Origin of the sequence: Streptomyces cinnamoneus (assembly GCF_014650495.1) — a bacterium.
GTDB classification, from domain to species: domain Bacteria; phylum Actinomycetota; class Actinomycetes; order Streptomycetales; family Streptomycetaceae; genus Streptomyces; species Streptomyces cinnamoneus.
This window is the reverse complement of record NZ_BMVB01000009.1, coordinates 55,997-81,976: the sequence shown is the minus strand read 5'-3', so window position 1 is coordinate 81,976 and position 25,980 is coordinate 55,997. Positions and strand designations below refer to the sequence as shown.

Here is a 25,980-nt window from a genome sequence, read left to right as displayed (position 1 = left end):
CGGTGCCCTTCCGCGCTCAGTGCTCGCGCGGCGCGGGCACCACGCGCTCGACCTCCGGGTGCGTGACGAGCAGTTGGCGCATCGCCGCCTCGGCCCCCGCGGCGTCGCCCGCGGCCACGGCGTCGACGATCCGCAGGTGCTGCCCGACGCCCGCCTCGGTGGGGCGGTCGCAACCGCCGGCCGAGGCGCCGGAGACGTGCAGGGCGGCCGAGACGATGCCCGAGAGGTGCTCCAGCATCCGGTTGCCCGCGACCTGCAGCAGCAGTGAATGGAACTCGGCGTCGGCGCGGGCGAAGGTGAGGGAGTCACCCTGGGCGAGGGCGTGGCCCATGATCTCGGCCATGTCGGCGAGCCGCTGCTGGACGTCCTCCCGGCCGTGGCCGGCGGCGAGCCGGGCGGCCAGCGGCTCGATGGTCCAGCGCAGCTCGCAGAGCTCCCGGCGCTGGTCCTCGCGCTGGGGCCCGAAGGCCCGCCACTCGATGATGTCGGGGTCGAGCAGGTTCCAGTCGCTGACGGGGCGGACCCGGGTGCCGACGTTGGGCCGGGCGCTGACCAGGCCCTTGGCCTCCAGGACGCGCAGGGATTCACGGACGACGGTGCGGGAGACCTCGAAGCGCTGGCCGATCTCCTCCGGGACCAGCGGGCGGTCGGCGCCCAGGTCACCGGAGACGATCATCTGGCCCAGCTGCTGTACGAGCTGGCCGTGCAGCCCCCGGCCACGGCTGCCGGCGGCGCGGCGGCCGGCCCGGCTCAGCTCCGCGTCCCCGTCCCAGGCGGACGGGGCGACGCGGTCGACCCCGGGGGCCTCCGCGTAGGAGTAGCGGTCAAGCTCGCCCGGGCCGGCGAGGCCGGAGTCGGCGGGGCGAGCCGCGGTCATCATGGTGTGCGCAAGGGTACTCACGCTTCCTTTGTCGGCGACACCTCTCAGCCCCTTGAGGTCTTTGGTGAAAAGCACACGAAAGGGTGATCGCCCATTACCTCGCAATTGACGTCCAAATGGACAGAATCGGGCACCTTGCACGAGGGGGCGAATGCGGAGCGTAAGGAGGATGGGTCGATTCCTCCGGCCTCTTCCGACCGATTGTCACTCTGCGTTCGCTGCTGCCCAACCCGGCGCAATAGCACAGCCCTCACCTCGGTCGCCCCCTGAAGACCGTGAGGACATAGGCGCCGAGCAGCCCGGCCAGCGCCAGGGCGAGGGCCCAGCCGGTGGGTTGCGACATCAGCCGCAGGGCCGCGGAGACGCCTTGGTCGAGGCCCGCCGGCCACTGCACGACGGCGGCCGAGCGCAGCCGCTCCGGAAGTCCGATCAGCGAACGGGCCGCGGGGCGGGAGAGCAGTCCGCCCAGGACGGGCACCACCACGGTCGGCACCGCCAGCACGGCCACCAGCCCCAGGGCGGTGGACCGGAACAGCCCCGCCGCGAGCAACCCCGCCCAGGCACACCCCAGGACGAGGCCGGCCCAGCCCACGAGGGGCACGCCCCAGCCGTCCGCGAGGAGGACGGCGGACCGGCCGAAGAGCAGGCGCAGGACGGCGGCGTCCAGTCCGGCCGAGGCGACGGCCAGCAGCAGGGCCGCCCCGGCCGTGACGACGAGCTTCGCGCCGAGCAGGCCCAGGCGGCGCGGGACCGTTCCCTGATCCGGGGCGAGCGCCGGGTAGCGGAACTCCTGGCCGAAGGCGAGCGCTCCGAGCAGCCCCGCGGCGAACGCGGCCGGCGGCAGGGGCAGCCAGACCGGCCAGCCCGTGAGCAGCCGCAGCGACGGGGAGGCGTCGGTGCGCGCCAGCAGGACGGAGGCGACCAGCGAGGCGGCGAGCGCGGCCGCGGCCACGTTCCAGCCGGTCCGTACGCCCGTGGCCCGGCGCAGTTCGTACCGCAGGGGCCAGACGGGCCCGGGCGCGGTCAGGCGGCCGCCGGGGCCCTCACCGGCGTCGGCCGCGGGCCGCGGGACCGCCTTCTCCGGTGCGGCGGCCTCGTCCGCCGGGGTGTCGGCGGGGCGGCCGTCGGCGCGCTGCAGAGGGGTCACCGGTCCGGTGTCGCCGACCTCCTCGGCCAGGCGGTGCACGAGGATGCCGTGGCGGAAGGCGGCCTCCCCCACGGCGGCGCAGGTGCTGCCGTAGACCGAGATGCGGCTGCCGCCCTCGTGCACCACTTCGACGGAAGGACCGCCCGTCACCTCGTCGGCCGTGTCGGCCTCGGCGGCGAGGACGTGGGCGAGGCGGTTGGCCAGGGGCGACTGGACGGTCACGCGGGGGCGCAGCCGGCAGCCCGCGAAGGCGGCGGTGTCCTGGTCGGCGATGAGACGGCCCTGGTCGATGGTGACCACCTGGTCCCCGATGCGGCCCGCTTCCTGGGCGTCGCGCGAGGTGACGAGGACGGCGCCGCCCTGGGCGGCGTAGCCGCGCAGGAGCCCGTGGAGCCAGGCGGTCTCGCGGGGGGAGAGCCCGTGGGCGGGGTCGTCGAGGACGAGGGTGTGGGGGTCGCCGAGGAGGGCGGAGGCGAGGCCGAGGCGCCGGTCCATGCCGAGCGAGAAGTCGCCGAGGCGCTGGTCGGCGAGGCCGCTGAGGCCGACGACCTCAAGGACGTCGTCGGCGCGCTCCACGGGGACGCCGGCGGCCGCGCTGAGCATGCGCAGGTGACTGCGGGCGGTGCGGGAGGGGTGGCCCGGGACATCGCCGAGCATCACGCCGATCTCGCGGGTGGGGTGGGGGATGCGGTCCAGGGTGCGACCCCGGAAGAGGGTGACGCCGCGGCCCGGGTCGAGCCGCAGCAGGAGGCGCAGGGCGGCGGTCTTGCCGGCTCCGGGCTCACCGAGCAGGACGGTGACGCGGCCCGGACGGGCTTCGAAGGTGAGGTCGTCGACGACGGGTGGCTGGTGACGGCGGGGGACGCTGGTCAGCCCAATGGCCTGGATCATGGCTTCACTCGCGGGACGGCGGCAGCACGTACCGGAGCACCGTAACCCGATATGTCCTATTTGCGACGCACCGCGAGCATCTTCCAGCACGTGTGTCACACCCGGCGCCGCCGAACCCCCGCTTCCGTCCCCCGGTCGGGCCGGTGCCGGCCCGGCCCGATCAGGCCTCGGGCCGGAGCATCGGCGGGTTGAGGAGCGTGGCCCCGCCCGCCCGGAAGAGTTGCGCCGGTCGGCCGCCCTGGCGCGTCGTCGTGCCGCCCGTGGGGACGAGGAAGCCGGGCGTACCGGTGACCTTGCGGTGGAAGTTGCGCGGGTCCAGGGCGACGCCCCACACCGCCTCGTAGACGCGGCGGAGCTCGCCCACGGTGAACTCCTGCGGGCAGAACGCCGTCGCCAGCGAGGAGTACTCGATCTTGGAGCGGGCGCGCTCGACGCCGTCGGCGAGGATGCGGGCGTGGTCGAAGGCGAGCGGGGCGGCCTGCTCGTCCTCGCGGCCGTAGCCCACCTCCTGGTCCAGCAGGTCCTCCACCGGCGCCCAGCGCACGCTGCGCGCGTCCCCGCCCGGGCGCGGGGCGGGCAGATCGGGCGCGAGGGCGAGGTGCGCGACGCTCACCACTCGCATGCGCGGGTCGCGCTTCGGGTCGCCGTACGTGGCGAGCTGTTCGAGGTGCGCGGCGTTGGCGACCGCGGGCGCCGCCGGGTCGTGGGCGAGCAGCCCCGTCTCCTCGGCGAGCTCGCGAGCGGCCGCGGTCGCCAGGTCCTCATCACCCCGGACGAAGCCGCCGGGCAGCGCCCAGCGTCCTTGGAACGGGGGCTCGCCGCGGCGCACGGCCAGCGCGCACAGCGCGTGCTGTCGCACCGTGAGCACGACCAGGTCCACGGTGACGGCGAAGGGCGGGAAGGCCGACGGGTCGTAGGGCATGACGTGATCATAGTCGTCTGCCTGACGATAAACAGGCTCTTGGTCACGGTGGACAGGCTCTCGACCGCGGTCCGTGAGGAGCCCTTCGGACAACCCCGTACCCATGCCCCTCACGCCCCCAGCTGCAGCCCTTCGGCTGCCTCCTCGACCATGCCCAGCCCGAGTCTGCTGATCCGGACGGCGAACGGCTGCTCGGCCACGCGGAGCCCGGTGAACCGCAGCTCGCCCAGGGGCGCGGTGCGCGGAGGGCGGAGGGCCACCGTGCCGGCCGGCACGTCGGGCCGCACCCCGGCGAGCGTGGCCAGCAAGTGGACCGCGCCCGCCGCCGCGACGGCCGCGGGCCGGCACGCCGCCGGATGCGGCAGCGGCGCGCTGCCGGCGGTGCGCTGCTCCCCCGCGTACATCTCCGGCAGCCGGTACCCGAAGACCTCGGCGGCGTCCAGCGCCCCGCGCAGGAGGCCGCTCGCCTCCTTCTCGTAGCCCGCCGCCACGAGCCCGGCCACGGCCACGGCCGTCTCATGGACCCGCACGGCCCCGCTGCGGTGCCCGAAGGGATTGTGGCCGGGCTCCTTGGAGCCGAGGCTGCGCAGCCCCCAGCCGGAGTCGAGGGCGGGGCTGCCGAGCAGCCGGGCCAGCTGCTCGGTCTGCACCCGGTCCAGCAGCCCCGGGGCATACTCCCCGCCGCCCAGCAGCCCCGTGTCGAGCAGATGCGCGGCGGCGCTCCCCAGGTGAGGTATCCGCCGGCCGTCGGGCGTCCGGGCCGCCACGGGACGCCCGCCGCCCGGGTCGTCGGTCCAGAAGCCCTCACGGAAGCGGCGGCGCAGCTCGGCCGCCCACTCCCGCAGCTCAGCGGCCCCGGGGCGGTCGTACGACTCCAGCAGGTCCGCGCCGAGCAGGGCGGCCCGGTGCGCGTGCGCCTGCACCTCGCAGCGGTACGGGCCGCCCGGGACCGGGTCCGCGAGATAGGCGCCGTCCCCGGCCGCGGTCCGCAGCCAGTCCAGGCAGCGCTCGGCGGCGGGGAGCAGCGCCTGCGTCTCCTGGGCGGGCAGACCCCAGCGCCTGGCCTCCGCGAGCACGACGGGGAACAGGAGCGTGGCCTCGACGCCCGTGCAGCCGGGCGGCAGATGCGCCCCTGTGTGCCGCAGGGCACCGGGCATGCGGCCGCGGTCAGGGCCCGGCCCGGTCTGCTGCGTACGGGCCAGGGTGCGCAGCGTGCCGGCGGCGAGCCGCACGCCCAGGGGCAAGGTCATCCGGGCGGCCCACAGGGCCTCGGCGGGCGCGAGGTGACCGCACCGCCAGGGGATGCCCGCGGCGAGGTGGGCATCGGCCGGGTGTCCCGGATCGCGCACCAGCAGGGCCCGCAGGTCGTCGAGGCCGGCTGCCAGCAGCGCCGCGGCTCGGGCATCGTCCCCGTCGGCCTCGGCGTCGCCCCAGGGCGGCGCCGCTCCGCCGCGGCCGTGGACGGCCGGCTCGGGCGTGCGGGGCCTGCCGGGGAATTCCGGGCGGACCCGCAGCTCGACGGTGCGGCTGCCGCCGGGTGGCAGCTGTATCTCCCAGCAGAGCAGGCCGGCCGAGGCCAGCGCGTCCCCGGGCGGGGGGTCGGCCGTGACGACGGCGTGCAGCCCTGGGGTGGACCAGCGCAGGCCGGAACCGTGCACCGCGGCCGGCACCTCGGGCCCGGCCCGTCCCGCGGCGATCGCGCCCAGCTCGGCCAGGTCGGTGCCCAGGGACACCTCGACGACCAGCCGGAGCTCGTGGACGGCCGCGCTGCGCACGGTGATCCGCTCGATGCCCTCGGCGTCCCGGACCCGTTCCACGGTGACGGCCGGGTCGGGCCCCGCGTCGGCGGGGGTGCGCACCGTACCGACGAAGCGGGCCCGCTCCGCGCCGAGCATGCGCCCCTGGACGGGCACCGGCTCGGCGCCGGCGACCTTGACCCGGCACCGGGCCAGCAGCCGTCGCCCGCTGCGGTAGAAGCCGTCGAGGCCGTGACCGGTGAGCTGCCCATGCTGGGAGGAGATCGCGAGCGCGGGCAGTGCGACGCAGATCAGCGCCTCGTGCACGGGCTGCGGTCCCTGGGGTCGGCCGGCGGGGGCCCGTCTCTGTTCGGGTGGGCGGCGGATCGAGGGACCGTTCGGGGCAATGCCTTGCACGTGTCTGCGCTCCCTGTGGGCATCACGGGCCTGGACGACCGACGACGACTGCGGGCCACTCAGGTGAACGGCGAGGGGCCCGTGGAGGTCACGGGGATGCGCAGTGGCCCCGGTCACTGTCGTCCACGCACCCCTCGCGGCCCCGTACGCCGCGGCCGGGCCTTCCCGGCGGGCCCGCTCGCCCCTGCCGGGCCCGCGGGGCGGCGTGCCCCGCCCGGGCCGGCAGGGCCGCCGGGCCCGCCCGGGCCGGTGGTCCTGCGGCTTCGTCCCTCGGGTGCCGGGGTGTCCGGGGCCGACGGGGCCGTGGCCGCTTCCGTGGGTAGGACCGGGGCGGCGCCCGCGTCCGGCGTCGGGGGGTGCACGGCCCGGCCGGCGCGCTCACGGCGCAGACAGCGGCGCAGGAGCTCGGGGTCCATGCTGTCGTTGCAGGCGCGGTGCAGGAGCTGGGCGAAGAGGTAGTCGGGGTCGGCGCTCAGGGCGCTGCTGAGGGCGACCCGGGCCTCGGGCTGGTCGCCGGTGGACCAGGCGACCCATCCGGCGAGGGTGAGCGGGGCGGCCGCGTGCTCGGTGTAGGGCGGCACGCAGCGCCGGGCGAGGGCGCGCCACACGCGCAGCGCGGCCGGGGCCTGCGGCCCCTCCATCCATTCGGCGGCCCGGTCCCGCGTGGTGCGGTCCTGGAGGCCGAGGACAATGGCCGCCGCCTCGTCGGCGGCCACCAAGGCGTCGTCGCGTTCGTCGGCCGCCGCCCGGCCGGCCACGGGCGGGGCTTCGTGGAAGCGCCCGATGAGCAGACCGGCGAGGGCGAGCGTCTCCTGACGGACGGTCTCGCCGTCCGTACCCCACAGGATGCGCGGAACGAGATCCGCGGCGGCCGCGTCCAGTGCCGTCTCCTGTTCCCCGGCCCGGGGGCCGGTCAGCGGCGCGTAGCGCGCCTCCATCTCGCGGAGCGTTCCGCGGACCTGGATGCCGGCGTAGGCGGCCGCCGCGGCCATCACCGAGGTGCCCGGCAGGGCCAGGGGCACGCCTTCCGACGGGCAGCAGCGCTCGCCGGGGCAGCAGTAGGACCAGAACCGGCCGTCGGAGATGCACAGGGCTTCGTACACGGGGACGTCGAGCCCGCCGCAGGCGAGGCGCAGGCTCTGGGCGAGCGGGTGGAGCCGTTCCCTCACCTGCCGGCCCGTCTCGCCCTCCGCAGGGTCCTGGCACAGGAACAGCACGATGCCGTCGGGGCGGGAGCCGCGCTTGTCGCAGCCGGTGACGAGGGTCTCGGCGAGCTGGTCGCTGACGTCGGGCCATTCGGCCTCATTGCCCGGGATGCCGAGCCTGAGCCGGCCGCCGAAGCGGCCGCGCTCGCCGTGCAGCGCGAGGAGGACGATCGAGTCGGTCGGGTGAAAGCCCATCAGGTACGGCAGCGCGTCCGCGAGTTCGGCAGGGCTGCGCAGGGTGATCTGCGTCTCCGGTCCGCTTCCCCCGGCAGGTGAAGGAACCGCGGACGAGGGGGTCGAGGGGGCGGGCGAGGACGACATGGGAGCTGATTCATCGGGCTGCGTCATGGCCCGAGAGTCCCGCGGGGCCGAGCGGACCCGCCACCCCTGTGGATAACTCCGGAATATTGTCGTACTAACGCTGTGGACAACCTGCCGCCGGGGTTTTCCACAGGCCACGCGGCCCATTCGCGCTTTGTCAGTGCCCTCGTGTTGCATGGGGGCATGACCAACGAAGCCCTCCGCACCTCGGCGGACACCGTCCTCGCCCGTCTCGTCGGAGACACCACGGGCACGGCGAGACTGCGCGAGGACCAGTGGCGCGCGATCGAGGCGCTCGTCGCCCACCGCCGCCGCGCGCTGGTCGTGCAGCGCACGGGGTGGGGCAAGTCGGCGGTGTACTTCGTCGCGACCGCGCTGCTGCGCGAGCGCGGCAGCGGCCCGACGGTGATCGTCTCCCCGCTGCTCGCCCTCATGCGCAACCAGGTGGACGCCGCCGCCCGGGCGGGGATCCACGCCCGCACGATCAACTCCTCCAACACCGAGGAGTGGGAGACCGTGCAGGCCGAGGTCGCCGCGGGCGAGGTCGACGTCCTGCTCGTGAGCCCCGAGCGGCTCAACAACCCCGACTTCCGTGACCAGGTGCTGCCCAAGCTCGCGGCCGCCACCGGTCTGCTGGTCGTCGACGAGGCCCACTGCATCTCCGACTGGGGGCACGACTTCCGGCCGGACTACCGGCGGCTGCGCACGATGCTGGCCGACCTGCCGCCCGGTGTCCCGGTGCTGGCGACCACCGCCACGGCCAACGCCCGCGTGACCGCCGACGTCGCCGAGCAGCTCGGCACGGGCGAGGGCGCGGAGGAGGCGCTGGTCCTGCGCGGCCCGCTGGACCGCGAGAGCCTGAGCCTGAGTGTGCTGACCCTGCCCGACGCCGCGCACCGCCTGGCCTGGCTCGCCGACCACCTGGAGGAGCTGCCGGGCTCCGGCATCATCTACACCCTCACCGTCGCCGCCGCCGAGGAGGTCACGGCTTTCCTGCGGCGCCGCGGGCACGTGGTGGCCTCGTACACGGGCAAGACGGAGAACGCGGACCGCCAGCAGGCGGAGGAGGACCTGCTCGCCAACCGCGTCAAGGCGCTCGTCGCCACGTCCGCCCTCGGCATGGGCTTCGACAAGCCCGACCTCGGCTTCGTCGTCCACCTGGGCTCGCCGTCCTCCCCCATCGCCTACTACCAGCAGGTGGGACGCGCCGGACGCGGCGTGGAGCACGCCGAAGTGCTGCTGCTGCCGGGCCGCGAGGACGAGGCGATCTGGAAGTACTTCGCCTCGCTCGCCTTCCCCCCGGAGGAGCAGGTCCGCCGCACGCTGGCGGTGCTGGCCGCCTCCGAGCGCCCCGTGTCGCTGCCCGCCCTGGAGCCCCAGGTCGAGCTGCGCCGCTCGCGGCTGGAGACCATGCTCAAGGTCCTCGACGTGGACGGGGCGGTCCACCGGGTGCGCGGCGGATGGACGGCGACGGGCGAGCCCTGGGTGTACGACGCGGAGCGCTACGCCTGGGTGGCGCGCCAGCGCGAGGCGGAGCAGCAGGCGATGCGCGACTACGCCACGACGACGCAGTGCCGGATGGAGTTCCTGCGGCGCCAGCTGGACGACGAGGAGGCTGCCCCCTGCGGGCGGTGCGACAACTGCGCGGCTCCCCGGTTCGGCGCCGACGTGTCCGCCGGCTCCCTGGACGCCTCCCGGGGCGAACTGGGCCGCCCGGGGGTGGAGGTGGAACCTCGGCGGATGTGGCCCACGGGCATGCCGGCGGTCGGCGTGGACCTCAAGGGCCGTATCCCGGCGGGCGAGCAGGCCGCCACAGGCCGGGCGCTGGGGCGACTCTCCGACATCGGCTGGGGCAACCGGCTGCGGCCGCTCCTCGCCCCCCACGTCCCGGACGCTGACATTCCGGATGACGTGGCGGACGCGGTGGTCACGGTACTGGCCGACTGGGCGAGGGGAAGCGGTGGTTGGGCGTCCGGGGCGCCGGACGCTCCCGCGCGGCCCGTGGGGGTCGTCACCGTCGCCTCCCGCACCCGGCCGCGGCTGATCCGCTCGCTGGGCGAGCACATCGCGCGGGTCGGCCGCATGCCGCTCCTGGGCACGGTCGAGTACGGACACGCCGAAGCGGACACCCGGGTTCCGCGGACCAACAGCGCGCAGCGCCTGCGGGCCCTGGACGGAGCGCTGACCGTTCCCCCCGCGCTCGCCGAGGCACTGTCGGCGGCCGACGGGCCGGTCCTGCTCGTGGACGACCTGGCCGACACGGGCTGGACCCTTGCCGTCGCGGCTCGGTTGCTGCGACGGTCCGGGGCGGCGGAAGTGTTCCCCCTGGTCCTGGCCGTCCAGGGGTGAACCGGGACGGGCGGGCAAGGCGAAGCGGAATTTAGTCGGCGGATCGTCAGATACCGGTCACTGGCGTCAATTGATCGTTGCCGCACGGCTGATGGGGCCGCGAGAATTGAACCTGCTCCCCACCCCCGCCCGCTCGCGGTCTGCCAAGGCTGCCGTCGCGGCGGGCCGCCCTGCCTGCCCCTCCGCCCGGCTCCGCGGGCGTGCAGACGAAGGGAGAACCGTGGCCTTCGGCTTCGCTCCTGCACCGTCCGCCGACTCCGCTCCCCATCTGGGCAGGCTGCTTGAGCCGGCCGAGTGGGTGGCTTCCGGCATCCCCCTGCTGCGCAATCCGCGCGAGGTCGTCACCGGTCTGTACGCCCGCCACCTGCCGACACCGTCCACGGCCGTCATCGCGGTGTTCGATCCCGACGAACGGCTCGCGGCCAGTGCGTCCTTCGCACGACACACCGGACGGGCGGGCGTCGCCGACGGCTGGGAGCTGCGCAATGCGCTCCTGAGCCGACTGCGCCAGATCATCCCGCACGACCTGCGCAGACGGGTGCCCATACGGACGGCCGTACTCCTCTACTGCCGTGAGGGCGAGGCCCATTGGACCGAGGAGGACGGTGCGTGGATGTGGGGGCTGCGCGACGCATGCAGCCTGCACGGGCTGCGCTGCGGCGCGTACATCACCCTCACCCGAAGCGGCTGGCAGATCCTCGGCGAGGGCCGCAGCGGACGCTGCCCCCGCTCTTCGCCCTACCCGGCCGCACGGATCGGCTTCGGCGGCGGAGCGCCCGAAGCGCACCGCCGCACCGCCGCCCGGTGACCCGGGACGGCACGGTGGCCGACACGCCCCTCACGGGCGGGCCGGCCACCGGACCCGGACGTCAGACGCCTGCGGAGAGAAGGGCGTTGACGCGCTTCGGGTCACCACAGACGATCAGCAGCGCACCGGCGCGGGCCATGGCCGCGGGGAGCGCACGGGCCACCTCGGCGTCCGAACCACCGTTGACGGCGACGACCACGACCGGGCGGGACGCGGCACGCTCGGCATCGGCGGCCGCGTAGAAGACGTCGTCCCCGGCGTCGTGCTGCGCCCAGTAGGACGCCTCGCCGAAGGACAGCTCGTGGGCCGCCCACGGGTGGGGGTCGCCGGTGGTGAGGACCAGGACCTCGCCGGGCGCCCGGCCGGCGTCGAGCAGCAGGTCGACGGCCTCGTCCGCGGCGCCCAGGGCACCCTCCGCGGGGGCGGGGATCAGCTGGACCTGCGCGGTGGCCGCCGGGGCGCCCGCCGCGGGACGCGGAGGACGTGGGCCCGGGACGGGGCCGCTGCGCGGGCCGGGATCGCCGGACCGCGCGGGGGCCGGGCGGGGACCAGGGACAGGGCGGGGGGTCATCGCGGGACGGCCGGCGGCCGGAACTGCGCGGGGACCCGGGACACTCTCGTGAATCTGAGGCTCCTCGGGGATGAGAGGCATGGGGTGATGTCTATCAAACGCCGGTGCGAGTCGCGTCGGCGGGTGGCGTTTCGGGCCACTCAGAAGTCGAAGCCGAGCTGGCCTCCGGCCTCCAATGCCACGTTGTCGGGGCTGATGCGGGCCCGCTTGAGGTGCTGCCACCGGGGCAGCGCGTCCAGATACGACCACGACAGCCGGTGGTGCGGGGTCGGCCCCAGCTCCTCCAGGGCGGCGCGGTGCACCGGCGACGGATATCCGGCGTTGTCGCCGAACCCGAAGTCGGCGTGGACGGCGCCCAGTTCGGCCATCAGCGTGTCGCGCCGCACCTTGGCGATCACGGAAGCCGCGGCGACGGCCACACAGGACTGATCGCCCTTGATGACCGTACGGACCTTCCACGGCTCACCGAGGTAGTCGTGCTTGCCGTCGAGGATCACCGCCTCGGGTCGCACGGGCAGGCCGTCCAGGGCGCGGGTCGCGGCCAGCCGCAGCGCCGCCGTCATGCCCAGCTCGTCGATCTCCTGCGGCGAGGCGTGCCCCAGTGCGTAGGCCGTGACCCACGTCTCCAGGGCCGCGGCGAGCGCCGTGCGCCGCTTGAGGGTCAGCAGCTTGGAGTCCGTCAGCCCTTCGGGCGGACGGCGCAGGCCGGTGACGGCCGCGCACACGGTGACGGGTCCGGCCCAGGCGCCCCGGCCGACCTCGTCCACACCGGCGACGATCTTTGCTCCCGTCGTCGCTCGGAGCGAGCGCTCGACGCTGTGGGTAGGCGGTTGGTAGGGCATGGCGCCTGTAAGGTTACGCCCCCGACGCCGAGCTGTCCCGCCCCGCCCCCACTCCACACCGTCCGGTCAGCGCACGGCCTTAGGGAGCCAGTCGGGCAGGGGTTCGGTGTGCTGCAGCCAGTCCGCCGGCGGAGCGCCTCCTTCCGCTGCGGCGACCACGCCGCCGGCGATGGCGGACGTGGTGTCCACGTCGCCGCCGGCCTGCGCCGTCGTCCAGAACGCCGCCTCGAACGAGTCGAGATGACGGGCAGCGGCCCACAGGGCGAAGGGCACGGTGTCGTGCGCGCTCGTCCGGCGGCCGCAGCCCAGGACGGCGGCGACGGTGGTCGCGTCGCTGTAGTCGAGCATGTCGCGGGCGCGGCGCAGTCCCTGCTGGACGGCGCTGCGCGGCACGAGGGCGACCACGCCGTCGAGCAGGCTCTCGGGGGTGAGGGTGCCGGCCGGGCCGGCCGCCAGGGCCGCGGCGGCGGCCACGGCCATGGCTCCGGCCACAGCCTCGCGGTGCTGGTGGGTGGTGTAGGCCGAGATCTCCGCCTGGTGCGTCGCCTGCTCGGGGTCGTCGGCGTACCAGGCGCCCAGGGGGGCGATGCGCATGGCCGCGCCGTTCCCCCAGGACCCCTGTCCCTTGAAGAGGGCCGCGGCCAGCTCGCGCCAGTCGCCGCCCTCCCTGACCAGGCGCAGCATGCGGTTGACCGCCGGGCCGTAGCCGCGGTCGGCGTCGTGGCGCTCGGCGAAGGAGCGCGCGAGGGCGTCCTGGTCGATGCGGCCGTGCTCGGCGAGGACGGCGAGCACGGAGCAGGCCATCTCGGTGTCGTCGGTCCACCGCCAGGGCGCGGGCGGCAGCTCGCGGCGCTTGAGCGACGGATAGTGGGCGGGGACGAAGAACTGGGAGCCGAGGGCGTCACCCACGGCCAGCCCTCGCAGGCTCGCCAGGGCTCGGTGGAATCGGTCAGTTGTCATCGCAGCGAACTCTAACCGGTGAAGCCATACGATTCGGGGGTGCACCAGCGCTCGAACGGCCGGTCAAGGTGATACCTGCCGTCGGTCCCGAGCAGCAGCATGCGCGTCTCGCCGTTGCCCGGGTTGGACAGGCACTCGAACTCGGCGACGGTCCAGTGCAGCCATCGCATGCAGAACAGCCGCATGGTCAGGCCGTGCGTGACGAGCAGGACGTTCGGCGGGTGCCCGGGGTCGTCGAAGCTGCGCCACAGGCTTTCCAGGAAGGAACCGACCCGGTCGTACACGTCCGCACCCGACTCGCCCTGCGCGAAGCGGTAGAAGAAGTGGCCGTAGGCGTCGCGGTACGCCTTCTGGCGGCGCACGTCCTCCCTCTCCTGCCAGTTCCCCCAGTCCTGCTCGCGCAGGCGCGGCTCCTCCCGGACGCGGACCCGGGCGGGATCGAGGCCGAGGGCCTGGAAGGTCTGGTGGGTGCGGCGGTAGGGCGAGACGTAGGCGGAGACGCGTTCGTCCCCGAAGAGCTCGCGCAGGAGGACGCCGGCCTGCTCGGCCTGCTTGCGGCCGGTCGCCGTCAGCGCCAGGGCGTGGTCGGGCTCCCGTTCGTAGACCGTGTCGTCGACGTTGCCTTCGGATTCTCCGTGCCGGATGAGGACGATGCGCCGGGGCCGTGCCATGCCGCCACCCTAGTTCGCGCAGGCGGCGACTGCCTCGCGCTCTTCCGTGATCTCCGCGCGGCCTGCGCGTATCGCGCACCGGCGGCCCGTGAAGCGCCGGTGGAGCGCCCGGTCGTGGGAGACGATCACCAAGGCGCCCGGCCATGCGGCCAGTGCCTGCTCCAGCTGCTCGATCAGCCCCAGAGCGAGGTGGTTGGCGGGTTCGTCGAGCAGGAGGAGGTCCGCCGGCCGGGCCAGCAGCCGGGCCAGGGCGAGGCGTCGGCGCTGCCCGGCCGAGAGCGATCCGACGGGCACGTGCAGGTCGCGTTCACGGAAGAGGCCGTACGCCAGGAGCTGCGCCCGCTGCTCCTCGTCCGTGCCCGGCAGTCCTCGCCCGTAGGCGTCCAGCAGCCGCTCCGCGGGCCGGTTCACGGGGATCTCCTGGGCGAGGTAGCCGATGCGGCCGTTCCTGCGCACGGTGCCGGCATCGGGCCGGGCGACGCCGGCCATCAGCCGCAGCAGTGTCGACTTCCCGGCGCCGTTGGAGCCGTGCACCAGCATCCGCTCGCCCGCCCGTACGGTGAGGGCGTCGACCGCGAGCCGGTCGCCGACCCGTACGCCGTCGAGCGTGACGAGGGCTCCGCCGGCGGTGCCGAGCGCGGGTCCGGCCGCGAAGCGCAGGGGCTCCGGCGGGCGCGGGACGGGGCTCTCCTGCAGCCTGCGCAGCCGTTCCCGGGCGTTGCGGACGCGGGTGGAGACGGAGGACTGGACGCGGCCCTTGTCACGGTCGTAGGCCATTTTGTTGCCGTCCTTGATGGCGCGCCCCGGCGCCACGCTCCGGGCGGTGGTCGCGGCGGTCTCGGCCAGGGCGGCCGTCTCCGTGCACCACTGGTCGTATTCCTGTTCCCAGCGGCGGCGGGCCGCGGCCCGTTCCGCGACGAAGCCGGCGTAGCCGCCGCCGTAGCGGACGAGCGTCCGCCGGTCGGCGTCGACCTCGATGACGGCGGTGGCGACGCGGTCGAGGAAGACCCGGTCGTGGGAGACGGCGACGACCGTGCCGCGGTGGGCGCGCAGGGTGTCCTCCAGCCAGGTCAGGGCGGCGTCGTCGAGATGGTTGGTGGGTTCGTCCAGCAGCATGACCTCGGGGGCCGCCGCGATGAGGCAGGCCAGGCCGAGCCGGGCCTGTTCACCACCGGAGAGGCTGCCCAGGCGGCGGTCGCGCGCCAGGTGGCCGATACCCAGGCCGTGCAGGGCCTTGTCGACCCGTGCGTCGGCCTCGTAACCGCCCCTGGTCTCGAAGGCGGTGAGGAGCGCACCGTACTCGTCGAGTGCCTGAGGGCCCGCCGCGCCGAGCTCCGCTTCCAGCTCGCGCAGGCGGCTCTCCATGGCGCGCAGGTCGGCGAGGGCTGCGTCGATCGCCTGCGCGACCGTTCTGTCCGGCGGAAGGCCGGGAGTCTGCCGTAGGTATCCGATGCCCCCGTCGGCCGAGGTGACGGCGGTGCCGTCGTCGGGCCGGGCGACGCCGGCCAGGATCTTCAGCAGGGTGGACTTGCCGGCGCCGTTCTCCCCGACGATGCCGACTCGTTCGCCGGCCCGCACGGAGAGGGACACGCCGTCGAGCAGCAGCCTCTCACCCCGGGAGACGGAGACGTTGTGCAGAGAGAGCTGGGTGGGCATGGGCGGACCTCCGGGGGCGAGCAGAGCGCGCGAGCACCGACAGAGACGACAAACGCAACCGCAGTTGCGTTACTCTCAGCATGACAGAGTCCACCCCCTTAATGCAACGGGAGTTGCAGTTGCCTTCGGAAGCCCCCTCCTCCAGCGCCCCCGGTACGGTGCGCCCCGGCGGGCGCACCGCCCGCACGCGCGCCGCCGTACGCGACGCCGTTCTCGCCGGGCTCGTCGAGCACGGCTATCCCGGCCTCACGGTCGGATACGTCGCCGAGCACTCCGGCGTCCACAAGACGACGCTCTACCGCCGCTGGGGAGGCGTCGAAGGGATGGTGGCGGACGCGCTCGACCTGGCGGGCGAGGACAGCTGGAGCCCGCCCGACACGGGCACGCTCCGCGGTGACCTGCTCGCGCTCGCCCACGAGGTCGTCGACACCTTCACCGACCCCGCGGGCGCGGCCGCCCCGACCGCCTTCATCACCGCGGCGTTCCAGTCCGAGCGCGCCGCCCGGGCGCTGGGCGGCTTCTACGCCGAGCGCTTCGGGCGCTGCGCGCCCCTGATCGCCCGGGCCGTCGAGCGCGGCGAGGCGCCACCCGGCACCGATGCGGGGGCCGTCGCGCGGGCGGTGTCCGCCCCGCTGTTCTTCCGGCTGTTCATCACCCGCGAAGACGTCGACGCAGCCGCCGCGGAGCAGGCGACCGACGCCGTGCTCGCGGCGGTCCGCGCCGGGGTCTACGCCCCGCCGGCCTGACCACAGGCCCCCGCGCCGGGCCCCGGGCGGTCAAGCCACCCAGGACCCCCGGACGGTCACACCGTCCACGCCTGCTCTATCTCCACCACGTCGCCGGTGATGGCCGCGACGTCGGCCTCGGTCTGCGCCCGCAGGCCGAGCCGCTCCACCCTCTCCGCGCGGTACTTCCCGTGCTCGGCCTCGGAGTTCCACATCGACAGCACCAGGAACTCCTGGCCGGGCGCCTCGCCGAAGACGCCGCGCAGCATTCCGGGGGAGCCGGCCATCGCCGGGTTCCACACCTTCTCCTGCATGAGGGTGAAGTGCTCGACCCTGTCCTCGCGGACCCTGCAATGGGCGAACCGGACCACGTCCGCATCGGTGAACTGCGGCCGGAAGCCGACCTTCACGTCGAAGCGGTGCTCGAAGAGCCGCACCTGGGGGTTGCGGTACGTGCCGACCTGCGACGCCGCGAGCCGGTCGTGCGAGCGCGCCATGAAGGAGTCGTAGAACGGCCTGCTCTCCCAGAAGCCGAAGAGGTGGACCACGTCGGGGCGCGCCCGGCTCCACCCTCCGCCCTGCCCCCGGAAGCCGGGCTCACCGAGTAATCCCGCCCACTTCCGCTGCCCCCGCTCGAAGCCCCGGCGGTCCACCACGGTGCAGCGAATCCACTTGACCAGCACCGGGCCATCGTACGGGGCGGACAGTGGCGCGGGTCACGTACGCGAGGAGTACACGCGGGCGAGCGTGGCGACTTCCTCCTCGTCCAGCTCGATGCCGAACTCGCTCCGCAGCACCTCGCCCAACTCCCCTGCACCGATTCCCCGTTGCTCCACCGAACCGTCGGCACGCGTGTTCACGAACATCGAACCCACGAGCGTGCGCCGTACGGCGGAGTCCGTCTGCTGGACGATGACCCGGGAGACGAACGGCGAACGGGGATGCGTCGAGGTGTAGTGGTTCATGACGACGTAGTCGACCGGGAACCGGTCCTCCGGACCGAACGCGTACAGGTCGCCCCAGCCCTCCGCCCGGAGCGTCCGCAGGACGTGCACGCCCTTCTCCTCACGCACGAGCCCGAAGATCCACTCCCCCTGCCGGGCCTCGGCCCCCTCCCGGAAGGGCAGCGGCTCCAGCAGCCCCTCGCCGCCGAAGCCCACATCGCACAGCCACTCCTCGCCGTCCGCCCCCACCTTGAGCGTCATGTGCGTGACCGGGCGCATGCCGTCACTGCCCACCCGCACGCGCGCGCCCAGACCGGTGACGGAGAAGCCGATGCGCTCCAGGGCCGCGGCGAACAGCGAGTTCTGTTCGTAGCAGTAGCCGCCGCGCCTGCGCGTCACCATCTTGTCCTGCAGGGCCTTGATGTCCAGCAGGACCGGGCGGCCGAGCTGCACTTCGAGGTTCTCGAAGGGAATCGCCGCCACATGACTCCGGTGCATCGCCCGCAGCGTCTCCAGGTTCGGCTCCAGGGGGCCCTGCAGTCCGATGCGGTCCAGGTAGGCGTCGAGGTCCAGCTCGTCACCGCTCCATTGGGAATTGCTCATTCCGGGTACCCCCGCCTTCGTTTCATCAACTGACCGCTCATCACAACATACGACGTGGCCGGAATATGCCGGTGGGGAGCGGGAAAAGCCCGCTCCCCACCGAACACACGAACGCACGGCCAGCATGCCGAAGGGGACCGGCCGCATGGCCGGTCCCCTTCATGAGCTGCGGGTCAACTACCCGCGATCCCGCTCGCTATCAGCTCTCGCTATCAGCCCTCGTCAGCTGCAGCCGCTGGTCGAGCCGCAGCCCTCGCAGAGGTAGCAGCTGCCGGCGCGGCGCATCTTGGTGCCGCAGGAGAAGCACAGCGGTGCGTCCGCGTTCAGGCCGAGCTGCATCTCCACCAGCTCGGTGGAGTTGTGGGCCTGCTTCGGGGCCGGGGCCACCGCGGCGGGCTGGGCCGGCACCTCGGGCTTCGGCGTCTCGATCTGGCGCGGAGCGGACTGTGCGAGGCCCTCCACGTCGACCTCCTCGTCGGCCGGCTCGTAGGAACCGGTGTCGAGGTGACGCTGGCGTTCCTCGGCGGAGTGGATGCCCAGCGCCGAGCGGGTCTCGAACGGCAGGAAGTCCAGCGCCAGGCGGCGGAAGATGTAGTCGACGATCGACTGCGCCATCCGCACGTCCGGGTCGTCCGTCATGCCGGCCGGCTCGAAGCGCATGTTGGTGAACTTCGAGACGTACGTCTCCAGCGGCACGCCGTACTGCAGGCCGACCGAGACGGCGATCGAGAAGGCGTCCATCATGCCCGCGAGGGTCGAGCCCTGCTTGGACATCTTCAGGAAGACCTCGCCCAGACCGTCGTCGGGGTAGGAGTTGGCGGTCATGTAACCCTCGGCGCCACCCACCGTGAAGGAGGTGGTGATGCCCGGACGGCCCTTGGGCAGGCGCTTGCGGACCGGACGGTACTCGACGACCTTCTCCGCGGCGGCGGGGGCGGGCTCGACGGCCTTGACCTCCTCCTTCTCCTTCTTCTTGGCGGAGAGCGGCTGACCGACCTTGCAGTTGTCGCGGTAGATCGCGAGGGCCTTCAGGCCCATCTTCCAGCCCTCGAAGTAGACCTCCTCGACCTCCTCGACGGTGGCCGACTCGGGCAGGTTCACCGTCTTGGAGATCGCGCCGGAGAGGAACGGCTGCGCGGCCGCCATCATGCGGACGTGGCCCATGGCGGAGATCGCGCGCTCGCCCATGGCGCAGTCGAAGACCTCGTAGTGCTCGGTCTTCAGGCCCGGGGCGTCGATCACGTTGCCGTGCTCGGCGATGTGGGCGACGACCGCCTCGATCTGCTCCGGCTGGTAGCCGAGGCGCTTGAGCGCCTTGGGAACCGTGTTGTTCACGATCTGCATCGAGCCGCCGCCGACGAGCTTCTTGAACTTGACCAGGGCCAGGTCCGGCTCGACGCCCGTGGTGTCGCAGTCCATCATCAGGCCGATGGTGCCGGTAGGCGCCAGCACGGACGCCTGGGCGTTGCGGAAGCCGTTCTTCTCGCCGAGGCGGATGACGTCCTGCCACGCCTCGGTCGCCGCGGCCCAGACCGGGGTGTCCAGGTCGTCCATGCGCAGGGCGGCGCCGTTGGCGTCGGCGTGCTGCTTCATGACGCGCTGGTGGGCGTCGGCGTTGCGGGCGTAGCCGTCGTACGGGCCGACGGCCGCCGCCAGCTCGGCGGAGCGGCGGTAGGAGGTGCCGGTCATCAGCGAGGTGATGGCACCGGCGAGGGCACGGCCGCCGTCGCTGTCGTAGGCGTGGCCGGTGGCCATCAGCAGGGCGCCGAGGTTGGCGTAGCCGATGCCCAGCTGGCGGAAGGCGCGGGTGGTCTCGCCGATCTTCTCGGTCGGGAAGTCGGCGAAGCAGATGGAGATGTCCATCGCCGTGATGACGAGCTCGACGACCTTGGCGAAGCGCTCGGCGTCGAACGACTGGTTGCCCTTGTCGTCGTCGCGGAGGAACTTCATGAGGTTGAGGGAGGCGAGGTTGCACGAGGAGTTGTCCAGGTGCATGTACTCGCTGCACGGGTTGGACGCGGTGATCCGGCCCGTCTCCGGCGAGGTGTGCCAGTGGTTGATCGTGTCGTCGTACTGGATGCCGGGGTCGGCGCAGGCCCAGGCGGCCTCGGCCATCTTGCGGAAGAGGCCCTTGGCGTCGATCTCCTCGATGACCTCGCCGGTCATCCGGGCGCGCAGACCGAACTTCGAGCCGCTCTCGACGGCCTTCATGAACTCGTCGTTGACGCGGACGGAGTTGTTGGCGTTCTGGTACTGGACGGAGGTGATGTCGTCGCCACCCAGGTCCATGTCGAAGCCGGCGTCGCGCAGGGCGCGGACCTTCTCCTCCTCCTTCACCTTGGTCTCGATGAAGGCTTCGACGTCGGGGTGGTCGACGTCGAGGACGACCATCTTGGCGGCACGGCGCGTGGCGCCGCCCGACTTGATCGTTCCGGCGGAGGCGTCGGCGCCGCGCATGAAGGAGACGGGACCGGAGGCGTTGCCGCCGGAGGAGAGGAGCTCCTTGGAGGAGCGGATGCGGGAGAGGTTCAGGCCGGCGCCGGAACCACCCTTGAAGATCATCCCCTCTTCCTTGTACCAGTCGAGGATCGACTCCATGGAGTCGTCGACGGAGAGGATGAAGCAGGCGGAGACCTGCTGCGGCTGCTTGGTGCCGACGTTGAACCAGACCGGCGAGTTGAAGCTGAAGACCTGGTGCAGCAGGGCGTGGGTCAGCTCGTGCTCGAAGATCTCGGCGTCCGCGGGGGAGGCGAAGTAGCCGTGCTCCTCACCGGCCGCGCGGTAGGTCTTCACGACGCGGTCGATGAGCTGGCGGAGGCTGGACTCGCGCTCGGGGGAACCGGTGGCGCCACGGAAGTACTTGCTCGTGACGATGTTGACCGCGTTCACCGACCAGAAGTCGGGGAACTCCACGCCGCGCTGCTCGAAGTTGATCGAGCCGTCGCGCCAGTTGGTCATGACGACGTCACGACGCTCCCAGACCACCTCGTCGTACGGGTGCACGCCGGGAGTGGTGTGGATGCGTTCGATGCGCAGGCCCTTGCCGCCCTTGTTCCCCTTGGAGCGGGAACCTCGTGCCGGGCCGCTCGTCGTCTCGGTCATGCCGCCTCCCTCTACGGGCAAAACGCCCTAATGCGCCCAATTCTTCCGGGGCGCGATGTGTTCTGTCGCCCGGCCGCACACGGCGGCCGGGCAGGTCTGAAGTACGACCGCTCAGTCGACGGCCACGGCGGGCGCCGGGACTTCGGCACCTGCGGCACAGTCGGCCGGGTCTGCCGCCGAGGCGTCCTGGGCCTCGGCGCGGCGGACGCCCTCGCGGAGTTCCGCGACGGCGGCCTCGAAGTCCTCAAGCGAGTCGAACGCCTGGTACACGGACGCGAAGCGCAGGTACGCGACCAGGTCGAGGTCCTTGAGCGGACCGAGTATGGCGAGCCCGACGTCGTGCGTGGAGAGCTCGGCGCTGCCCGTGGCGCGCACCGCCTCCTCGACCCGCTGGCCGAGCTGGGCCAGGGCGTCCTCGGTGACGGGGCGACCCTGGCACGCCTTGCGCACGCCGGAGATCACCTTGTTGCGGCTGAAGGGCTCGGTGACGCCGCTCCGCTTGATCACCATGAGTGACGCGGTCTCGACGGTCGTGAACCGGCGGGAGCAGTCGGGGCACTGACGGCGTCTGCGGATCGAGCAGCCGTCATCGGTGGTCCGGCTGTCGACGACCCGGCTGTCGGGGTGCCTGCAGAAGGGGCAGTGCATGGCTCTCCACCCTCCTTCACCCTCGGGAACCCCAAGAAAAACTGTGCACGATCATCGCCGCGGCGGACCCCGAAGGGCTCACGCCGAGCAGCCCCCAGCATAGGCGATGACGGCGACCCCGATTGACCGGGGAGGGCCGTCGACCACAACTTGTGGGTAGCCTCCGCCATCAAACCACTAGATCTGGTGCCGGACGGCGAACCGAGCCCACCGCGTGTCGGGGCGGCGCCGGCGGACACGGCCCCACGCGGGAGCCCCCGAGGGCGGCCCCGCAGGGGCACGGATGCCACACTGACCCCGCGACGCGGCACCGCCGGACGGATGCCGGCCGGAGCCCCTGCGGCCCGCTACGGTGCGGGACGGACGGGCCGCCGGCACCGGCGGTCACCACGACCCGGAGGCCGGATTCCGACGCACCCCGGATGCGGCTCCGTCCGGCTGCGGCGGGACGGTGACCGGGCTTCGGTCCAGCACCGAAGAGTACCGTAATGGGGCGAATTGATCTCGACCCGTACACCCTGGAACCTGATCACGTCAGCCGATCCCGGATATTTCACTCGAACGTGTGTTTGGCGCAACCTTTCGAAAGCAACTACCGTTGTCCAGCTAGGGAGAACATTTCGAGAGGGGCCGACGTGACCACCACCGCAGACAGCGCCACCATCACCGCCCAGGACCGCTCCCAGAACCGACTCGACCAGGCACACCCGATGAACGACGCAGCCATGAACGCCGAGGGGCAGAAGCCTGCCCGCTCGCTCCCCGGACGGCCGCCGGGCATCCGGGCCGACAGCTCCGGTCTCACCGACCGGCAGCGCCGCGTGATCGAGGTGATCCGGGACTCCGTCCAGCGCCGTGGATACCCACCATCCATGCGCGAGATCGGCCAGGCGGTGGGACTGTCCAGCACGTCGTCCGTGGCCCATCAGCTCATGGCGCTGGAGCGGAAGGGCTTCCTGCGCAGGGACCCGCACCGGCCCCGCGCCTACGAGGTGCGCGGCTCCGACCAGCCCAGCACCCAGCCGACCGACACGACCGGCAAGCCCGCCGCCTCGTACGTGCCCCTCGTGGGCCGGATCGCCGCCGGTGGTCCGATCCTCGCCGAGGAGTCCGTGGAGGACGTCTTCCCCCTCCCCCGCCAGCTGGTGGGTGACGGTGAGCTGTTCGTCCTCAAGGTCGTCGGCGACTCCATGATCGAGGCCGCCATCTGTGACGGCGACTGGGTGACGGTCCGCCGCCAGCCCGTCGCGGAGAACGGCGACATCGTGGCCGCCATGCTGGACGGCGAGGCGACCGTCAAGCGCTTCAAGCGCGAGGACGGCCACGTCTGGCTGCTTCCGCACAACGCCGCCTACCAGCCGATCCCCGGCGACGAGGCCACCATCCTGGGCAAGGTCGTGGCGGTGCTGCGACGCGTGTGACACCCGCACGGAGAGGCCGGGCCCCGGAACCACTGCGCCGGTTCCGGGGCTCTTTCTCTGCCCTCGGCTCGTCCTGAGCCCTCGGTCCTCCTTGCGGGCCCTACTTGCCCTCGGCCCTGGCCGCCGCGTCGATGGCCGCCAGCGAGCGCCGCGCCTGGTTACGGTCCGTGGTGTACCAGAAGTCCGGCAGCGAAGCGCGCAGGAACGACCCGTAGCGGGCCGTGGCCAGCCTCGGGTCGAGCACGGCGACCACACCCCGGTCCCCCGACGCCCGCACGAGCCGGCCCGCACCCTGCGCCATCAGCAGCGCCGCATGCGTCGCCGCCACCGCCATGAAGCCGTTGCCGCCCGCGTCCTCCACCGCCCGCTGCCGGGCGCTCATCAGCGGGTCGTCCGGCCTCGGGAACGGCACCCGGTCCATGATCACCAGCTGGCAGCTGGGCCCGGGCACGTCCACGCCCTGCCACAGCGACAGCGTGCCGAAGAGGCAGGTGCGGGTGTCCCCGGCGAAGGTGCGGATGAGCTCGCCCAGCGTCTCCTCGCCCTGCAGGAGGATCGGCATGTCGAGCCGGCCCCGCAGCGCCTCGGCGGCCGCCTGCGCCGCCCGCATCGAGGAGAACAGACCGAGGGTGCGACCGCCGGCCGCCTCGATGAGCTCCGCCAGCTCGTCCAGCATGTCCGTCCGACTGCCCTCCCGGCCCGGCTGGGCCAGGTGCTTGGCGACGTAGAGGATCCCCTGCTTCGGATAGTCGAACGGCGAGCCGACGTCCACGCCCTTCCACTCCGGGCAGTCCTCCCCCTCGACGCCCTCGGGCGCGAGGCCCAGGGAGGCGCCGACGCCGTTGAAGTCGCCGCCGAGCTTGAGGGTGGCCGAGGTGAGCACCACGGACCGCTCGTTGAAGAGCTTCTCCCGCAGCAGCCCGGACACCGACAGCGGGGCGACCCGCAGCGAGGCCCCGAAGCGGTCGTGGCGCTCGTACCAGACGACGTCGTACTCGGAGCCCTCCACGATGCGCTCGGCCACAGCGTGGATGTTCTCCACGGAGGCCAGCGCCTGCTTGCGGACGGCGTCCTCGTCCTGGACGGACTTGTCGCGGGTGTTGCCCAGGGACGTGACCACCGTGCGCGCCGCGTCGCGCAGCGCCATCAGGCAGTAGCCGAGGTCCTCGGGGATCTCTTCCAGCCGGCCGGGCAGGGCCAGCTCCATCAGGCGCTCGAAGCTCTCGGCCGCCGTCTGCAGGGCATCGGCCGCCTTCTCGTCGACGAGCTTGGCCGCCCGGCGCACAGCCCGGTTGACCTGGCCGGGGGTGAGCTCGCCGGTGGCCACGCCGGTGACGCGCGAGACCAGCTCGTGGGCCTCGTCGACGATCAGCACCTCGTGGCTGGGCAGCACGGGGGCGCCCTCGATGGCGTCGATGGCGAGCAGCGCGTGGTTGGTCACCACGACGTCGGCGAGCTTGGCCCGCTCCCGCGCCGCCTCGGCGAAGCACTCGGCGCCGTAGGCGCACTTGGAGGCTCCCAGACACTCCCGGGAGGTGACGGACACCTGCGACCAGGCCCGGTCGGAGACGCCCGGGGTGAGGTCGTCGCGGTCGCCGGTCTCGGTCTCGTCCGACCAGTCGCGCAGCCGCAGCAGGTCCTTGCCCAGCTTGCTGGTGGGCGTCGCCGCCTCGAAGGGGTCGAAGAGCCCCTCCTCCTCGTCCTGCGGCACACCCTCGTGGAGCCGGTGCAGGCAGAGGTAGTTGGACCTGCCCTTGAGCATGGCGAACTCCGGGCGGCGGCGCAGCTGCGGGTGCAGGGCGTCGACCGTGCGCGGCAGGTCGCGCTCGACGAGCTGGCGCTGGAGCGCGAGCGTGGCCGTCGCGACGACCACCCGCTCGCCGTGGGCGAGGGCCGGCACGAGGTAGCCGAGCGACTTGCCGGTGCCGGTGCCCGCCTGGACGAGCAGGTGGGAGCCGCCGTCGATGGCCGCGGCGACGGCTTCGGCCATGGCGACCTGGCCGGGCCGCTCGGTGCCCCCGACGGCGGTGACGGCGGCGTGCAGCAGGTCGGTGAGGGAAGGCGAGGAGGTGGCAGTCATAGCGTTGCCAGCCTACGGGGCCGCACTGACATCGCGGGCCGGGACGGCCCTCCCGGTACCCGCCGGCGGACGTCTGCGGGGACCGCCGGACACCGCCGGACGTCGGCAGGCACTGGCGGACACGGGCAGGTACCGGCCGGCACCGCCGGACACCGCCGGACACCGGCAGGCACCGGCGGACACTGGCGCGCACCGGCGGATACCGGCGGGCACTGCCGCGCCACCCCGGGCGCAGCTACAGCAGGCCCCTCAGGACGCGGTCGCGGATCATCAGGGCGGCGCGCTTGTCCGGCAGCTCGATCTCGGCGGTCAGCCGGAAGCCCGCCCCGAGGAAGGCCGCGGCGGACGGAGTGTTGCGCAGGTCCGGTTCCCCGACGACCCGGCAGCAGGCGGGCCTGCGGTCCAGGACGAGATCCGCGACGGTGCGCAACAGCAAGGTGCCCAGGCCCCGCCCTCGGTCCGCGACCCTGCCCACGAGGAAATGGATCCCGGTGTCGTGCGGCCGGGCCGGGTAGTGCCGTGCGAGCGGGTCGAGGTCGGCGCGGTACACCTCCCAGTAGCTCATCGGGACGCCGCCGAGCACCCCCAGGCAGGGAACGCTGCGCCCGTCGCCGTCAAGTTGGGCGCGGAGATGGCCGGCGGTGGCGGTGTCGGGCCCGGACAGGCCCCAGAAGGCCGCGACTGCCGGATCGTTCATCCACTGGGTGATCAGCCGGAGGTCGCGCTCGATACGGACCGGTACGAGCTGGAACGGCCCCACGTCCGTGGCCACGGGTCCCCAGTCGGCGAGGCCGTCCAGCAAGTCCGCTCCGAAGGCCGGGCCGGGCTGGGCGGGGCTCGGTGGTTCGCAGGCGAGGAACTCGATGAACTCCTCGGTCAGCCGCAGGTCGATCGTGTCGACGCAGTCGTCGCGCTCGGGAGACCGCTCGGGAGACCGCTCGGGAGACCGCTCGTGGGCCCGCTCGGGGCCGGGGGCCTCACCGGGAAAGGCGCCGGGGGCTTCACCGGGAAAGGCGGGGAGCGGGCCCGTCAGCGGGTCGTACGGCGGTGCGCCGCCCGGGTCGTTCCACTCCGTGCTCAT

Annotated in this window: 20 protein-coding genes; 4 read left to right on the top strand and 16 right to left on the bottom strand. The window is 73.3% G+C overall.

From position 1 onward, the window contains the following. Positions 1–16 precede the first annotated feature (16 nt). The 5 genes from IE182_RS15660 to IE182_RS15640 all read right to left on the bottom strand — a co-directional run bounded on the left by IE182_RS15660 (position 17) and on the right by IE182_RS15640 (position 7,546). Entirely contained in the window at positions 17–955 is a 939-nt protein-coding gene (locus tag IE182_RS15660) for a FadR/GntR family transcriptional regulator (protein ID WP_308432112.1), read from the bottom strand. A 175-nt stretch (positions 956–1,130) separates the two neighbouring features. Then, complete coding sequence (locus tag IE182_RS15655; protein WP_190110421.1) at positions 1,131–2,918, bottom strand: ATP-binding cassette domain-containing protein; 1,788 nt, start codon at positions 2,916–2,918, stop codon at positions 1,131–1,133. Between the two features lie 160 nt (positions 2,919–3,078). After that, positions 3,079–3,840 carry an NUDIX hydrolase gene (locus tag IE182_RS15650; protein ID WP_190110420.1) on the bottom strand — a complete coding sequence of 254 codons (762 nt, stop codon included), beginning with the start codon at positions 3,838–3,840 and terminating at the stop codon, positions 3,079–3,081. 110 nt (positions 3,841–3,950) lie between these two features. After that, positions 3,951–5,903: a glycogen debranching N-terminal domain-containing protein gene (locus IE182_RS15645; protein ID WP_229844846.1), complete on the bottom strand. Its 1,953-nt coding sequence runs from the start codon at positions 5,901–5,903 to the stop codon at positions 3,951–3,953. A 203-nt stretch (positions 5,904–6,106) separates the two neighbouring features. Beyond that, positions 6,107–7,546, bottom strand: coding sequence for a DUF4192 domain-containing protein (locus IE182_RS15640; RefSeq protein WP_229844844.1), 1,440 nt, complete (start codon positions 7,544–7,546; stop codon positions 6,107–6,109). Between the two features lie 156 nt (positions 7,547–7,702). Here IE182_RS15640 and IE182_RS15635 point away from each other — a divergent pair, with 156 nt between their 5' ends. Both IE182_RS15635 and IE182_RS15630 read left to right on the top strand, forming a co-directional pair. Beyond that, entirely contained in the window at positions 7,703–9,868 is a 2,166-nt protein-coding gene (locus tag IE182_RS15635; RefSeq protein WP_190110419.1) for a RecQ family ATP-dependent DNA helicase, read from the top strand. Positions 9,869–10,088: 220 nt separating this feature from the next. Next, positions 10,089–10,676 (top strand): hypothetical protein, encoded by a 588-nt coding sequence (locus IE182_RS15630; protein WP_190110418.1) that lies wholly within the window; start codon positions 10,089–10,091, stop codon positions 10,674–10,676. A 61-nt stretch (positions 10,677–10,737) separates the two neighbouring features. On the opposite strand, the gene IE182_RS15625 is transcribed toward IE182_RS15630, so the two are convergent. The 5 genes from IE182_RS15625 to abc-f form a co-directional block, all read right to left on the bottom strand. Beyond that, on the bottom strand, positions 10,738–11,328 hold the full coding sequence (locus tag IE182_RS15625; protein ID WP_190110417.1) for a hypothetical protein: 591 nt from the start codon (positions 11,326–11,328) through the stop codon (positions 10,738–10,740). A 59-nt stretch (positions 11,329–11,387) separates the two neighbouring features. Continuing rightward, positions 11,388–12,089: a ribonuclease HII gene (gene rnhB / locus IE182_RS15620; RefSeq protein WP_190110416.1), complete on the bottom strand. Its 702-nt coding sequence runs from the start codon at positions 12,087–12,089 to the stop codon at positions 11,388–11,390. A gap of 66 nt (positions 12,090–12,155) precedes the next feature. After that, positions 12,156–13,049, bottom strand: a complete 894-nt coding sequence (locus tag IE182_RS15615; protein ID WP_190110415.1) for an ADP-ribosylglycohydrolase family protein — start codon at positions 13,047–13,049, stop codon at positions 12,156–12,158. 11 nt (positions 13,050–13,060) lie between these two features. Further along, positions 13,061–13,720: a histidine phosphatase family protein gene (locus IE182_RS15610; RefSeq protein ID WP_190110414.1), complete on the bottom strand. Its 660-nt coding sequence runs from the start codon at positions 13,718–13,720 to the stop codon at positions 13,061–13,063. A gap of 9 nt (positions 13,721–13,729) precedes the next feature. After that, entirely contained in the window at positions 13,730–15,376 is a 1,647-nt protein-coding gene (abc-f, locus tag IE182_RS15605; RefSeq protein WP_190110413.1) for a ribosomal protection-like ABC-F family protein, read from the bottom strand. 101 nt (positions 15,377–15,477) lie between these two features. Here abc-f and IE182_RS15600 point away from each other — a divergent pair, with 101 nt between their 5' ends. Further along, the gene (locus IE182_RS15600; RefSeq protein ID WP_190110412.1) at positions 15,478–16,122 is read left to right on the top strand and encodes a TetR-like C-terminal domain-containing protein; all 645 of its coding nucleotides are present in this window, start codon (positions 15,478–15,480) and stop codon (positions 16,120–16,122) included. A gap of 56 nt (positions 16,123–16,178) precedes the next feature. Here IE182_RS15600 and IE182_RS15595 read toward each other — a convergent pair whose 3' ends face one another. The 4 genes from IE182_RS15595 to nrdR all read right to left on the bottom strand — a co-directional run bounded on the left by IE182_RS15595 (position 16,179) and on the right by nrdR (position 21,398). After that, positions 16,179–16,784, bottom strand: coding sequence for a YdbC family protein (locus tag IE182_RS15595; protein WP_190110411.1), 606 nt, complete (start codon positions 16,782–16,784; stop codon positions 16,179–16,181). 33 nt (positions 16,785–16,817) lie between these two features. Beyond that, positions 16,818–17,648, bottom strand: a complete 831-nt coding sequence (locus IE182_RS15590) for an arylamine N-acetyltransferase family protein (protein ID WP_190110410.1) — start codon at positions 17,646–17,648, stop codon at positions 16,818–16,820. 222 nt (positions 17,649–17,870) lie between these two features. After that, entirely contained in the window at positions 17,871–20,750 is a 2,880-nt protein-coding gene (locus IE182_RS15585; RefSeq protein WP_190110409.1) for a vitamin B12-dependent ribonucleotide reductase, read from the bottom strand. Between the two features lie 111 nt (positions 20,751–20,861). After that, entirely contained in the window at positions 20,862–21,398 is a 537-nt protein-coding gene (nrdR, locus tag IE182_RS15580) for a transcriptional regulator NrdR (protein ID WP_229844843.1), read from the bottom strand. 635 nt (positions 21,399–22,033) lie between these two features. Here nrdR and lexA point away from each other — a divergent pair. Then, a complete protein-coding gene (gene lexA / locus IE182_RS15575; RefSeq protein ID WP_099202316.1) occupies positions 22,034–22,819 on the top strand; it encodes a transcriptional repressor LexA in 786 nt (261 codons plus the stop codon). Positions 22,820–22,919: 100 nt separating this feature from the next. Here the strand turns inward: lexA and IE182_RS15570 are convergent, their stop codons facing one another. Together IE182_RS15570 and IE182_RS15565 are read right to left on the bottom strand one after the other, a co-directional pair. After that, a complete protein-coding gene (locus tag IE182_RS15570) occupies positions 22,920–24,899 on the bottom strand; it encodes an ATP-dependent DNA helicase (protein WP_190110408.1) in 1,980 nt (659 codons plus the stop codon). A 235-nt stretch (positions 24,900–25,134) separates the two neighbouring features. Then, positions 25,135–25,980 carry a GNAT family N-acetyltransferase gene (locus IE182_RS15565; RefSeq protein ID WP_190110407.1) on the bottom strand — a complete coding sequence of 282 codons (846 nt, stop codon included), beginning with the start codon at positions 25,978–25,980 and terminating at the stop codon, positions 25,135–25,137.

Bases quoted from the DNA above. Each gene is read 5' to 3' on its own strand.
- IE182_RS15600 (WP_190110412.1), top strand. From the start codon at position 15,478: ATGCAACGGGAGTTGCAGTTGCCTTCGGAAGCCCCCTCCTCCAGCGCC.
- IE182_RS15565 (WP_190110407.1), bottom strand. From the start codon at position 25,980: ATGAGCACGGAGTGGAACGACCCGGGCGGCGCACCGCCGTACGACCCG.
- nrdR (WP_229844843.1), bottom strand. From the start codon at position 21,398: ATGCACTGCCCCTTCTGCAGGCACCCCGACAGCCGGGTCGTCGACAGC.
- IE182_RS15625 (WP_190110417.1), bottom strand. From the start codon at position 11,328: ATGCCTCTCATCCCCGAGGAGCCTCAGATTCACGAGAGTGTCCCGGGT.
- abc-f (WP_190110413.1), bottom strand. From the start codon at position 15,376: ATGCCCACCCAGCTCTCTCTGCACAACGTCTCCGTCTCCCGGGGTGAG.
- IE182_RS15635 (WP_190110419.1), top strand. From the start codon at position 7,703: ATGACCAACGAAGCCCTCCGCACCTCGGCGGACACCGTCCTCGCCCGT.
- IE182_RS15615 (WP_190110415.1), bottom strand. From the start codon at position 13,049: ATGACAACTGACCGATTCCACCGAGCCCTGGCGAGCCTGCGAGGGCTG.
- IE182_RS15610 (WP_190110414.1), bottom strand. From the start codon at position 13,720: ATGGCACGGCCCCGGCGCATCGTCCTCATCCGGCACGGAGAATCCGAA.
- IE182_RS15640 (WP_229844844.1), bottom strand. From the start codon at position 7,546: ATGACGCAGCCCGATGAATCAGCTCCCATGTCGTCCTCGCCCGCCCCC.
- IE182_RS15585 (WP_190110409.1), bottom strand. From the start codon at position 20,750: ATGACCGAGACGACGAGCGGCCCGGCACGAGGTTCCCGCTCCAAGGGG.
- IE182_RS15650 (WP_190110420.1), bottom strand. From the start codon at position 3,840: ATGCCCTACGACCCGTCGGCCTTCCCGCCCTTCGCCGTCACCGTGGAC.
- rnhB (WP_190110416.1), bottom strand. From the start codon at position 12,089: ATGCCCTACCAACCGCCTACCCACAGCGTCGAGCGCTCGCTCCGAGCG.
- IE182_RS15655 (WP_190110421.1), bottom strand. From the start codon at position 2,918: ATGATCCAGGCCATTGGGCTGACCAGCGTCCCCCGCCGTCACCAGCCA.
- IE182_RS15570 (WP_190110408.1), bottom strand. From the start codon at position 24,899: ATGACTGCCACCTCCTCGCCTTCCCTCACCGACCTGCTGCACGCCGCC.
- IE182_RS15590 (WP_190110410.1), bottom strand. From the start codon at position 17,648: ATGAGCAATTCCCAATGGAGCGGTGACGAGCTGGACCTCGACGCCTAC.